At 67.4% G+C, this 12322-nt stretch carries 12 protein-coding genes; 5 read left to right on the top strand and 7 right to left on the bottom strand.

Annotation, left to right across the window (positions count from 1 at the left end; all coding sequences use genetic code 11):
* Positions 1-14 precede the first annotated feature (14 nt).
* Positions 15-2114, bottom strand: coding sequence for a S46 family peptidase (locus ACP7AZ_RS06820; RefSeq protein ID WP_426037343.1), 2100 nt, complete (start codon positions 2112-2114; stop codon positions 15-17).
* A gap of 178 nt (positions 2115-2292) precedes the next feature.
* Here ACP7AZ_RS06820 and ACP7AZ_RS06815 point away from each other — a divergent pair, with 178 nt between their 5' ends.
* Genes ACP7AZ_RS06815 through ACP7AZ_RS06805 form a run of 3 tightly spaced genes read left to right on the top strand, consistent with a single transcriptional unit; the run spans position 2293 to position 5276 of the window.
* Positions 2293-3465, top strand: a complete 1173-nt coding sequence (locus ACP7AZ_RS06815; RefSeq protein WP_426037341.1) for an ABC transporter permease — start codon at positions 2293-2295, stop codon at positions 3463-3465.
* A complete protein-coding gene (locus ACP7AZ_RS06810; RefSeq protein WP_426037339.1) occupies positions 3462-4229 on the top strand; it encodes an ABC transporter ATP-binding protein in 768 nt (255 codons plus the stop codon). The genes ACP7AZ_RS06815 and ACP7AZ_RS06810 overlap by 4 nt, the downstream gene beginning before the upstream one ends.
* 24 nt (positions 4230-4253) lie before the next feature.
* Positions 4254-5276, top strand: coding sequence for an HlyD family secretion protein (locus tag ACP7AZ_RS06805; RefSeq protein WP_426037337.1), 1023 nt, complete (start codon positions 4254-4256; stop codon positions 5274-5276).
* 202 nt (positions 5277-5478) lie between these two features.
* Here the strand turns inward: ACP7AZ_RS06805 and ACP7AZ_RS06800 are convergent, their stop codons facing one another.
* Positions 5479-5631: a hypothetical protein gene (locus tag ACP7AZ_RS06800; RefSeq protein ID WP_426037335.1), complete on the bottom strand. Its 153-nt coding sequence runs from the start codon at positions 5629-5631 to the stop codon at positions 5479-5481.
* Positions 5632-5782: 151 nt separating this feature from the next.
* On the opposite strand from ACP7AZ_RS06800, the gene ACP7AZ_RS06795 reads away from it, so the two are divergent.
* Entirely contained in the window at positions 5783-5998 is a 216-nt protein-coding gene (locus ACP7AZ_RS06795; RefSeq protein WP_426037333.1) for a DUF1289 domain-containing protein, read from the top strand.
* A gap of 132 nt (positions 5999-6130) precedes the next feature.
* Positions 6131-6625: a TIGR02281 family clan AA aspartic protease gene (locus tag ACP7AZ_RS06790; RefSeq protein WP_426037331.1), complete on the top strand. Its 495-nt coding sequence runs from the start codon at positions 6131-6133 to the stop codon at positions 6623-6625.
* Positions 6626-6946: 321 nt separating this feature from the next.
* Here ACP7AZ_RS06790 and ACP7AZ_RS06785 read toward each other — a convergent pair whose 3' ends face one another.
* From ACP7AZ_RS06785 to cysD, 5 genes are read right to left on the bottom strand one after another with little or no spacing between them, the layout of a single operon-like run.
* The gene (locus ACP7AZ_RS06785; RefSeq protein ID WP_426037329.1) at positions 6947-7771 is read right to left on the bottom strand and encodes a sulfite exporter TauE/SafE family protein; all 825 of its coding nucleotides are present in this window, start codon (positions 7769-7771) and stop codon (positions 6947-6949) included.
* Between the two features lie 29 nt (positions 7772-7800).
* The gene (locus tag ACP7AZ_RS06780) at positions 7801-8478 is read right to left on the bottom strand and encodes a hypothetical protein (protein ID WP_426037327.1); all 678 of its coding nucleotides are present in this window, start codon (positions 8476-8478) and stop codon (positions 7801-7803) included.
* 45 nt (positions 8479-8523) lie between these two features.
* The gene (gene dusA / locus ACP7AZ_RS06775) at positions 8524-9546 is read right to left on the bottom strand and encodes a tRNA dihydrouridine(20/20a) synthase DusA (protein WP_426037325.1); all 1023 of its coding nucleotides are present in this window, start codon (positions 9544-9546) and stop codon (positions 8524-8526) included.
* A gap of 35 nt (positions 9547-9581) precedes the next feature.
* Positions 9582-11402: a sulfate adenylyltransferase subunit CysN gene (cysN, locus tag ACP7AZ_RS06770; protein WP_426037323.1), complete on the bottom strand. Its 1821-nt coding sequence runs from the start codon at positions 11400-11402 to the stop codon at positions 9582-9584.
* Positions 11402-12319 (bottom strand): sulfate adenylyltransferase subunit CysD, encoded by a 918-nt coding sequence (gene cysD / locus ACP7AZ_RS06765; protein ID WP_426037321.1) that lies wholly within the window; start codon positions 12317-12319, stop codon positions 11402-11404. The genes cysN and cysD overlap by 1 nt, the downstream gene beginning before the upstream one ends.
* Positions 12320-12322 lie beyond the last annotated feature (3 nt).

Here is a 12322-nt window from a genome sequence, read left to right as displayed (position 1 = left end):
CAGGGCGACGGGGGTCAGTCGACCCCCAGCTCCTCCACCAGCCGGCCCATGTCGTAGACATCGCGCAGGGCCACGGTCACCGCCCCCGTGGTGACGATCACGCTGCGATTGACATTGCGGTCGTAGCCATAGGCGTTGCGCTGGGTCAGGACGGTGGAGTCGAAATTAGCCCCCAGCATCTCGCCCGCCGCATTGACCGCCGGCGAGCCTGACGAGCCGCCGATGGTGTCGGACGACAGCGTCATGTTCAGCACCGTGTCCGGGTCGATCTCATCACGCGCGGCCAGCAGCTTGGGCGCGACGTCGAAGGGCGCCGAGCCCGTCGCCCGGTCCCACAGGCCTGCGAAGGTCGTGAAGGGCCCCCAGCGCTGGCCGGGCACGTCCGATCCCTCGATCTTGCCATAGGTCAGTCGCAACGTCCCTGTCGCGTCCGGATAGACGGTGTCGCCATAGGCCGCGAAGCGCGCGGCGGCGAGGCGTTCGGCGGCCTGATCGGTGGGGGCCTGCACGCGCGTCTCCCAGTCCGAACGCACGGCGCGGGTCTCGTCCTGGATCGACAGCAGGTACTGGATCATCGGGTCGTCCGAGGCCTCAATGGCCGCCAGTCCCCCCTCCCACAGGGCGCGGCGCGCGCCCGGATCGGCCAGTGTCGTCCCCTCGATCAAACGCGCCGACAGCTGCTCGGGCGATTCCCGGCCCAGCAGGCTCCGCACCGCGGGATTGTCGACGGTCAGCCACTCGCGGGTCTTGGACAGCCACCACTCCATCCGCACCTGCTCCAGCGCCGGATAGGTCGGGCGCTCGGCGAACAGGCCGGACTGCACACCCGACAGGCGCGCATCGCCGAACTCCGGCAGGCGCTCGGCCGAGGGTTTGGCCCGCTCCTGAGCGCCGCGCACCAGGGTCCGCGCCCACAGGAACAGCTGGGACCCGCCGGCGACCGGCGTCGTGCCGATGCCCGTGCCGCCTTCCAGCAGGGCGTAGGCGGGATAGAGCTCGCGCGCGATCGGCTGGACGGTCGCCAGCGCGCCCCACGGATCGGCGGCGCGCTCGGCCAGGGCGGTGTCGGCCGCGACCCGACTGCGGAAATCGACCTCGCCCTCGGCGCGCGTCGCCATGAAGCCCGGATCAGTCAGGGCGCGCATCCGCCCCAGGCCGCGCTTGTAGGTGTTTTCCAGGCCGACGATCGGATCCATGGCGATGAAGGCGTTCTCCTCCGATTCCTCCGAGAACCGGATCAGCCGCCCCCTCAGCTCCGAGGCGATCAGCTGGTCCAGGGGCAGGACCACATCGCGAACAGTGAACAGCTGATCCTGGGTCAGCAGGCGCTGGGTCGCGCCGGGACTGCCGGTCACGAACACCGGCGTCCCCTCCACCGGCGTGTCGGCGTTCCAGACGAAGTGGGTCGCCGTCACGGCCGGGGCGTTGTTCTCGTACAGGCGGATAAAGGCCGCATCGATGGCGAAGCGCGGGAAGGAGAAGTTGTCCAGGTCGCCGCCGAAGGTCGCGGCCCGATCCTCCGGCGCGAAGGCCAGGCGGACATCGGTGTATTTCTTGTAGGTGTAGAGCTTGAACTGTCCGCCCCGATACAGGGTCACGACCTGGCAGCGCCTGTCCGTCGCGTCGCCACAGGCCTCGGTCTCGATCCGCCCGATCTCGGCGTCGCGCGCACGGTTGAAGGCCTGACCCGTCAGGCCCTCGCCCGCCGCATGCACCCGGTCGGTGACGTCGGAGATGTCCGTCAGCACCTCGGCCGTGCCGCCCGGGCATTTCACCTCGTCCTCTCGATTGCGCGGGGTGAAACCGGTCTCGGCGTAGTTCACCGCCTGGGTCGACAGATTGGCCACGCAGGTCGCGACGCAGTGGTTGTTGGTCATGACCAGGCCTTCGCCTGACACGATCCCGGCCGAACAGCCGCCGAACTTCACCGAGCTCAACCGCACCCGATCAAGCCACGCCTGGTCGATCGAGGTCCCCAGCGTCGCGTTGGCCCGCGCGATGGGGAAGTTGTCGAACGTCCACATCCCCTCGTCGGCCCGGGCCGGGGCAGCGGGCATGGCGGCGCAGACGAGGGCCGCCATCGAAACGGCGGCGGCGAGCGAACGATGGTGCATCTGGTTTCTTCCCGGTGCGCCGGCGACCCGGCGATCTTGTGTGGCGATAGCTAGTCCCGCCGCCGACGGCGCGGCAAGCGTGGCCATGGCACGCCCATTTTCCCTTACCCCGATTTAACTTGGAGGGAACCCGACAGCAGGTCAGATAACGCTGCAAGTCACGGATGTTTCAAAGACGATGTCGCTCGCGCTTTCCACGCTGCTCTTCGAGTGGCGCCGCTACATGGCCGCCGTCATGGCCCTGGCCCTGTCCGGTCTGCTCGTTCTCGCCATGACCGGTGTCTTTATCGGCATCGGCAAGGGCTTCACCGCGACCATCGAGCGTTCCAGCGCCGACATCATCGTCATGCAACCGGGGGCCAAGTCGCTGATCGGCGGGCCTTCGGGCGTGCCACGCCGCTTCATTCCCCTCGTCTACAACAACCCGCAGGTGGTCGAGGTCCAGCCGCTGGACGGCGCCGGCGGCAGCTTCCAGTCGGTCAAGGACATCGATCCGACGATGTCCCAGGCCGAACGGGCCAAGATGGGCACGCCGCGCCAGCAGTTCGTCCAGGCCTCCATCATCGACACCACGCCGGGCTCGGTGACCATCCCGACCGACTACTCCCGGGAACTGGTCGACGCCCTGCGCCAGCCCTACACCGTCGCCATCGACGAGACGGCCATCAGCAAGCTGGGCGTCAAACTGGGCGACCGCGCCCTCTACAACGGCCAGACGGTCACCGTGGTCGGCATCACGCGCGGCTATCCGAACATGATGCAGGCCACCGTGATCATGTCGCGCGATACCCTGCGCATGGTGGGCCAGGCCGACACGGGGGCCAGAGTCGGGCCCCTGATGGTCAAGCTCAAGGACCCGACCCAGGCGATCCGCGTCGCCGCCGAGCTCAACGCCTCCGGCAATGGCCAGTGGAAGGCCTGGACGCGTCAGGAACTGGCTGACGCCAACGCCGGCGCCATGTTCGAGGAAGGCATCCTCGTCATCATCATCGGGGGCTGCGTCTTCTTGGGCACCGTCATAGGCATCGCCATCACCTGGCAGACCCTGCGCGGCGCGATCATGGCCAACATCAAGGAGTTCGCCTCCCTGCGGGCGCTCGGCGTCGGCATGGGCTCGCTGAACCGCATCGTCATGGAACTCAGCTTCTGGGTCGGCTGCGTGGGAGTGCTGGCCGCGATCCTGCTGACGATGGGCATTCAGGCTTTCGCCTTGGCCAACGCCGTGATCATCGCCCTGCCGCCGATCTTGCTGGTCGTCGTCGGCGGCGGCCTGATCGTCATCGCCATGCTGTCGGGCCTGCTGTCCCTCGGCATCCTCAAGAACAGCCAGCCCGCGGACCTGCTGCGATGACCGACTTCGTCCAGCACACCAAGGTTCACGGCAAGCATGGCGATTTCGCCATCGAGGCCAAGGGACTGGTCAAGCGCTTCAAGTCCGGCAAGGCCTTCGTCGAAGTGCTGAAGGGCGTGGACTTCGACGCCCGTCACGGCGACCTGACCATGGTCATGGGCCCGTCCGGCTCCGGCAAATCCACCCTGATCGCCGCCCTGTCCGGCCTGCTGCGGCCCGAGGAAGGCCGTGTGGACGCCCTCGACGTCGATGACCTGTGGAAGCTGTCGCTCGGCAAGATCGACAAGTTCCGTCTGGATCACTGCGGCTTCATCTTCCAGGGCTTCAACCTGTTCCCGGCCCTGACCGCATTGCAGCAGGTCGAGGTGGTGCTGAAGTTCCAGGGCCTGACGCCTGGCCAGGCGAAGAAGCGCGCCACCCAGGCTCTGGAGGAGGTGGGCCTGGGCCCGCGCCTGCATCAGCGTCCTTCGGCCCTGTCAGGCGGTGAGAAGCAGCGCGTCGCCATCGCCCGCGCCCTCGCCAAGGATCCCAAGATCCTGTTCGCCGACGAACCGACCTCCGCCCTCGACGGCGAGAACGGCCAGGTCGTCATCCGCCTGCTGCGTCGCGCGGCGGATGAATACGGCGCGGCCGTCATCTGCGTCACCCACGACCCCCGGCTCGAGGAATGGGCCGACCGGGTCATCAAGATCGAGGACGGCGTCATCATCTCCGACGAACGCCGCACGCCCAATCCGAACGCCACCCTGGCGTCCCACCACTAAGACCGCCCGAGGATTCAAACCGTCATGCCCGCCTTCCTGAAGAACAAATGGCTCTGGATCGGCATCGTGCTGATCATCGTGCTCGTGGCCGGATTCTCGTTCATGCGCAGCCAGGGCGAGTCCAAGAAGGCTGAAGCCGAGAAGGCCGAGGCCCAGAAGGTCGAAAGCCCCTACGCGGCCATCGCCAACGGCAAGGTCGATATTGAGGGCGGCATCATCCAGATCGCGGCCCGTCGCGGCGGCATCGTCCGCGAAGTCCTGGTCCAGGAGGGCGATACCGTCGTCGCCGGCCAGATCCTGGCCCGTCAGGAAGATGACGAGGCCCGTCTGGCGCTGCAGACCTCGAACGCCGACCTCGCCTCGGCCCAGAGCCAGCTCAACCTGATCCAGGTCGATATCCGCACCGCCCAGCGCGAGTACGATCGGCTGGAACGCCTCGTCGCCACCAACTTCGTCGCCGCCCAGCGTCTCGACCAGGCCCGCGACGGCATCGCCCAGGCCCAGGCCCGCCTCGGCTCGCAACAGGCGGCGGTCCAGACTGCCCGCGCCCGCCGCGACCAGGCCGCCTACAATGTCGAGCTGACGGTGATCCGCTCGCCGGCCAACGGCCGCATCGTGCGCCGCTACGCCAACCCGGGCGCCGGCGCCTCGACCCTGAACGTGTCCAACATGTTCGATCTGGAGCCCAATGCGCCCCGCATCGCCCGCGCCGAGATCGTGGAGTCGGACATCCCCAACGTCACGACCGGCCAGGCTGTCGAGATCACCCCCGAGGGCGATCCGTCGAAGGTCTATATCGGCACCGTCCTGCGTCGCGCCGCCGTCTTCGGCGCCCGCAAACTGGCCTCGGACGACCCCTCGCAGCGGTCCGATGAACGCGTGGTGGAAGTGGTCGTCACCGCCGGCGACGCCCCCCTGTTGATCGGTCAGCGCGTCCTGGTGAAGTTCATGAAGCCCGGCCAGGCCGCCGGCGCCGCGCGCACCCCGACCGTCGGCGTCCCCGCCACCCGCTCGATGCAGACGCCTGAAGCGCGGGCGGCGAGCTGACAACAATCGACCCTCTCCCCTTGCGGGAGAGGGCTTGAGGCTCGCAGAGCGTAGCGATGCGATGCGGTTTAGCCGAAAGGGTGAGGGGTCCTGGCCGCCTCACCGGTGAGAGTCTGTGTGACCCCTCACCCGACCGCGCCAGAACGACGGCTCCGCCGCCGTGCGCGATCTCCCTCTCCCGCAAGGGGAGAGGGCATTGCTCTCAGTCCTTCTTCCCGTACCGGAAGGGCACGAAGTTGGACGGGTGGCTGACCACCCGCTCGCTTTGGCGAGACGGTCGATTGCTCACCAGCATCCCGCCCCACAGGGCAAAAGACATCATGGCGTGCTGGAGGTTTCTCTCCTTGTCGTTCATCTTGGCGTCTCCTTTCGCTGAACGATGAAAAGAGACGCGTCGTGCTCGCAGGGATTTTCACCCTCTCAGTCGTTTCGCGTCGATGACACCCTCGCACATTTCCGCAGATTTGCAAGTTTTTTAGTCCGGCTTCGGATCAGTTTTCGCAATCATGTCTTCAAATGCAGCTCCACAGCCACACTCCATCGCCTCCCCTTGCGTGCAGATCTGCATCGTCGATGGGCCTACGGGACTGTGCCTGGGGTGTTACCGGAGCTTGGCGGAGATCGGCGGCTGGAGCCAGCTGACCGACAATCAACGCACTGAAATCATGGCTGAACTTCCATCACGAGAGGGTCGCATAGACCCCGCGAAGCTGGGCCGTTGAACCGTTAACCCCTCGTCAGCCACGTCGCTTCACCGCATCCCAACCCGGCGCAGGCACTGTACGGCCATCCGCAGAAGCGGTCCGTCACGAAGGTGTGCCGCGTTGCGTCTAGATATCCAGTCAGCGATCGTCATGGGCATCGCAACCGTCTCCTCGTTGAGCGTCGCCTGGTGGCTGACTCACCAGGAGCCACGCACGGCCGAGGCGGCAGTTATGGTCGTCCCCGCCGAGGCTCCGGCCAACGTTCGCGCCGCACCCGGCCAACCCACCCAGATCGCCCGCGCCGCAGACGGCCATTACTGGGCCGAGGCCGACATCGACGGTCGGGCCATCCGCGTCCTCGTCGATACCGGCGCCTCCGTCGTCGCCTTGACCCGCCAGGACGCCCTGCGTCTCGGCCTGCGCCTGACCCCTGCCGATTTCACCCAGACGGTCGAGACCGCGTCGGGCCCCGTCAAGGCCGCACCCATCGATCTGGATCATGTCGCCGTCGCCGGCGCCCGGGTGAACAAGGTCCGTGCTCTCGTCGTCGAAGAAGGCCTGCCCCACTCCCTTCTGGGCATGAGCTACCTCGGCCGCCTGTCCGCCTTCGAGGCGCGGCCCAGCGGCCTGACGCTGCGGCCCTGAGCCACACCAACCGTGCATCCCCGCGAAGGCGGGGACCCGGTGCTTTGGGCGACAGGCGTTACCGAGTCTGGACCGCCATAGATCCAGCGCACCAGGCCGGGGCTTGAACCTGGGGTCCCCGCCGTCGCGCGGACGCACGGATGAGAAAGCGGGCACACCGCCCTATCGCATCGGTTTGCCCTTCTGCGGACTCAGCAGCGTTGTGCAGTTTCTGCAGAAATTGCCGTAGCCTCCCTCGCCGAAATCGTCGGATTTTGCCGCAACTCACTATCTGAAATCGCCGCGAACTCATCGGAGGTCGCCAGGACTGCAATTCGATCCCTAGAGCGCCTTCACCACCACCGAGACTGCGGTCAGCAAGAGATAGATCGCGAACGCCTTCCTCAGCACCTTGCGGTTCAGCCGGCGCGCCAACTGCGCGCCATAGGGGGCCACCAGCGTCGTCAGCACGCCCATGGCCACGGCCGCGGGCACATTGACGTAACCCAGGCTCAACGGCGGCCTGCCATCTGCGCCAAATCCAAACACGACGAAGCCCACCGTCGCCGCGGCCCCGATGGCGATGCCGAATCCTGACGCCGTCGCCACGGCCTGATGGATCGGCCGCCCGCACAGGGTCATCAGCATCCCGCCGAAACTGCCGCCCCCGACCCCCATCATCGCGGATAGCAGGCCGATCAGCCCGCCGATCCCGCGCCGCCACCAGCCCGTCGGCAGGTCCTCCCGGACGTGCACCGTCTCCGGTAACAGCCCCATCTGCGCCGCGACCACGGCGAGACAGACGCCATAGACGATCGCCAGCCCCTCCATCGAGGTCAGGCCCGCGATCGCGGCACCGACCAGCGCGCCCGCCCCGACCCAGGGCGTCCAGGTCTTCAGCACCTGTTCGTCCACCGCCCCGTGGGCCCGGTGCGCCCCCAGCGACCGCCAGGACGTCGCCACGATGGTCAGCAGGGAGGTGCCGATGGCGACATGCAGGTTGCTCTCCCCGCCCAGCCCCAGCACCGAGAAGGCATAGAACAGCGCCGGCACCAGCACCGTCCCGCCGCCGACCCCGAACAGGCCCGCGATCAGGCCGCCCGCCAGCCCCGCCGCAAGCACCGCAGCGGCCAGCAGGGCCAGTTCGTTCAGGGGAAGGGAAGTCACCGGTGCGGTCTAGCGCGACCCGCCCGTCTCTAGAAGCGCGCCGTCACGCCAAGCTGCACGACCGGGAAGAGGGCCTTGTCCTTCGCGTCTTCCTGGATGTCCCGCGCTTCCTGCTCCAGCCGGGCGCGGAAGATGGGATCGTTCGACAGGGTCCCGCCGCTCGACGACAAACCGACCTCCGGCTGCTGGCTCCAGGCCACCCCGACCATGCCGCGGACGCCCCAACGCCCCTCGCGATAGAAGCTGTCGTCATAGCCGACGCCCACGAACGGCGCCGTATCCGACAGCTTGATCCGCCCGCTCAACGTCCCGACCTGCGCCGGCGTGAACGTCGCCCCGCCGATCTCCACCGGCGTCGTCGGCTGCCCGTTGAGATTGATTGTGCGGTCTCCCACATAGATCCCGCCGGAGATGAGGAACCCATTCAGGAACGGATGCAGATCGACGAACCCCGACACCGTGTCGAAGTCGAACCGGCCCGAATAATCGACGTCGCTGTACGACTGATCGAAATCGTACCCCAGCGTGTCGATGCCCCCCCGCACTACAAACACTGGACCCAGCGAAAGCTGCACTTCGGCGCCCAAGCCCGTCGTCCCGGCGTTCAGGGCGGCCGTTATCGGGGAGCGCGGATGACGGCTCTGGGCCTCCGCCATACCGGCCGAGCCGGTCAAAAGAGTGAGAGCGATCAGCACTATGCGGGTCATGGCCGCAGCCTTGTCCCGGTTACGCTTAACGGACCGTTGACCGTGTCAGGCGGCCTCTTCGACCCGGTCGTGCCGCGCCTCGGCCTCGCGCACCGCCTCGACCGCGCGATCGACGACATCCAGACCCGCGCCCGGCCTGATCGCCTCGACCGTCAGAATGCGCCGGAAGGCCCGCGCGCCCGGCCGCCCATGCATTACGCCCAGCATATGCCGCGTCATGGCATGCAGGCCCCAGCCCTCCTCCAGCCGCGCGGCCAGATAGGGCTTGTACCGCTCGACCGCCGCGAACGGATCGACATCGGCGCCCGCCGCGCCGAACAGCCGCCGGTCGACCTGACCCAGCAAGGCCGGCTCGTGATAGGCGGCCCGCCCCAGCATGACCCCGTCCAGCTGCACGCCGTCGCTCGCGTCCAGATGCGCCTCCGCCTCGTCCAGCGAGCCGATGCCGCCATTGATGCAGACGGTCAGATGGGGCCGCTCCCGCTTCAGGCTGCGCACCAGCGGATAGTCCAGCGGCGGCACGTCGCGGTTCTCCTTGGGCGACAGGCCGCTCAGCCAGGCCTTGCGCGCATGGACGATGAAGGTCTTCACCCCGACGGCCGCCGAGGCGTCCACCGTGGCGAACAGACTCACCGCCGGGTCCTGATCGTCCACGCCGATGCGACACTTCACCGTGGCCGGCACATCCACCGCCTCGCGGATGGCCGCCATACAGTCGGCGACCAGTTCAGGCTCCCTCATCAGACAGGCCCCGAACCGCCCCGACTGCACCCGATCCGACGGGCAGCCGACATTCAGATTGATCTCGTCGTATCCCATGGCCGCGCCGATCTTCGCCGCCTCGGCCAGCTGGGCCGGATCGGATCCGCCGAGCTGCAGCGCCACCGGATGCTCGACCGCGTCGAAGCCCAGCAGCCGTTCTCGATCGCCATGGATCACCGCCGGCGCCGTGACCATCTCCGTATAGAGCAGCGCCCGGCTCGACAGGGCGCGGTGGAACGCCCGGCAATGCCGGTCGGTCCAGTCCATCATCGGCGCGACGGACAATCTGTGGGCGGCATGGATCATCGTCGGCGACCCCATACGCGCAAGACGCCCGAAAGTCAGCCCAACCCCAGCCGCTTCACAATGGCCTCGGCCGCCTCGACCGCGCCAAGGACCATGGTGTCGATGACGATCTCGGCGGCTTCCGGCGCCTCATACGGGCTGTCGATCCCGGTGAAGTTCTTAAGGTCGCCCGCCCGGGCCTTGGCGTACAGCCCCTTGACGTCGCGCGCCTCGGCGACCGCCAGAGGCGCATCGACGAACACCTCCAGGAACTCGCCCTGCGCCATCATTTCGCGCGCCATCCGCCGCTCGGCCCGGAAGGGCGAGATGAAGGCCGTGATGACGATCAGGCCGGCGTCGGCCATCAGTTTCGCCACCTCAGCCACCCGGCGAATGTTCTCCACCCGGTCCTCCTCGGTGAAGCCCAAGTCCCGGTTCAACCCATGACGGATGTTGTCCCCGTCCAGCAGATAGGTGTGCCGCCCCAAGGCATGCAGCCGCTTGTCGACCAGGTTGCCGATGGTCGACTTTCCTGCCCCGGACAGTCCGGTCAGCCAGACGACTGCGCCCTTCTGGCCCTTCATCGCCGCCCGCGCCGAGCGGTCCACGTCGATGGCCTGCCAGTGGATGTTGTCGGCCCGGCGGAGGGCATAGCGGACCATCCCCGCCCCGACCGTGCGGTTGGTGATCCGGTCGATCAGGATGAAGCCGCCCAGATCCCGGTTCCTCTCATAGGGCTCGAAGGCGATGGGCCGATCCAGCGAGATGTTGCAGACGGCAATATCGTTCAGCTCCAGCCGCTTGGCCGCCAGTTTCTCAAGGGTATTGACGTTGACCCGGTGCTTGATCGCCGTGACCTGGGCCGTCGCCGCACGGGCGCCGATCTTGAGCAGATAGGACCGGCCTGGCGACAGGGTCTCCTCGTCCATCCAGACGACGGTCGCCTCGAACTGGTCCGCGACCTCGGGCGGGGCCTCGGCCGCCGCGATCACGTCGCCGCGCGAGACGTCGATCTCGTCCTCGAGCGTCAGGGTGACCGACTGGCCGGCTGCAGCCTCTGCGAGGTCGCCGGGCATGGCCACGATCCGCGCGATCCGGCTGTCGCGACCCGCAGGCAGCAGACGGACCCGGTCGCCCGGCATCACCGTCCCCGCGGCGATCAACCCCGCATAGCCGCGAAACTCCGGGTTCGGACGATTGACCCACTGAACGGGCATCCGGAACGGCTGCGCCGCCGCATCGTCGCCGACCTCGACGCCTTCCAGCCATTCCAGCAGGGTCGGCTGATCGAAGCCCGGCGACCGCGCGACCACCCCCTCCCCCGTCAGGCCCGACAGGGCGATCGGCGTCACATCGCTCAGGCCGATGCTGTCGGCGAACGCGCGATAGTCGGCAACGATCCCGGCGAACACAGCCGGATCCCAGCCCACGAGATCCATCTTGTTGACCGCCAGCCCGACCTTGCGGATGCCCAGCAGGGCGCAGAGGTAGGAGTGCCGTCGCGTCTGGACCAGCACACCCTTGCGCGCGTCGATCAGGATCACGGCCACATCGGCCGTGGAGGCGCCGGTGACCATGTTGCGCGTGTACTGCTCGTGGCCCGGTGTATCAGCGACGATGAATTTCCGCCGCTCGGTGGCGAAGAAGCGATAGGCCACGTCGATGGTGATGCCCTGCTCGCGCTCGGCCGCCAGCCCGTCGACCAGCAGGGCGAAGTCGATGTTCTGACCCTGGGTCCCGACCTTCTTCGAGTCCGCTTCCAGCGCCGACATCTGGTCGTCGAGGATCGTCTTGGTGTCGTAGAGCAGCCGCCCGATCAGGGTCGACTTGCCGTCGTCCACCGAGCCGCAGGTGATGAAGCGCAGCAAGGACTTCATCAGAAATAGCCCTCCGCCTTCTTCTTCTCCATCGAGGCGGCGTGGTCATGGTCGATGACCCGCCCCTGCCGCTCCGAGGTGGTGGAGGCCTTCATCTCGGCGATGATGTCGGCGACGCTGGTCGCCTCGCTCTCGACCGCGCCGGTCAGCGGATAGCAGCCCAGGGTCCGGAATCGCACCGACCTTACCGAAGGCGTCTCGCCGGGCAGCAACCGCATCCGTTGGTCATCGACCATGATCAGCGCCCCGTCGCGCTCGACCACCGGCCTCGGCCGAGCGAAATACAGAGGCACGATCGAGATCGCCTCCTGCTCGATGTATTGCCAGACATCCAGCTCGGTCCAGTTCGAGATCGGGAAGACGCGGATGCTCTCCCTCGCCCCGATCCGCGTGTTGTACAGCCGCCAGAGCTCCGGCCTCTGGTTCTTCGGATCCCAGCGATGTCCGGCCGAACGGAAGGAGAAGACCCGCTCCTTGGCCCGAGACTTCTCCTCGTCGCGCCGGGCGCCGCCGAACGCCGCCTGGAAGCCGTGGTGATCCAGCGCCTGTTTGAGTCCCTCGGTCTTCCACAGGTCGGTATGTAAGGAGCCGTGATCGAACGGATTGATCCCCCGCGACCGCGCATCCTCGTTGACCCAGATCTTCAGATCGACGTCGCCCGCCGCCACGACCTGGTCGCGCAGCGCATACATGTCCCTGAACTTCCACGTCGTATCGATGTGCATCAGCGGGAAGGGGATCGGCCCCGGGAAGAAGGCCTTTCTCGCCAAATGCAGGATAACAGCGGAATCCTTGCCGATCGAATACAGCATCACCGGCCGCTCGATCTCGGCCGCCACCTCGCGCAAAATATGGATCGCCTCGGCCTCAAGTGACTGGAGGTGGGTCAGGCGGGCGGAGGGCGTTGGATCGGTCACACC

Source organism: Brevundimonas sp. DC300-4, from assembly GCF_049897365.1.
GTDB lineage: Bacteria > Pseudomonadota > Alphaproteobacteria > Caulobacterales > Caulobacteraceae > Brevundimonas.
Note: the sequence above shows the minus strand (reverse complement) of the source record. Positions and strands in the feature narration are given on the sequence as shown.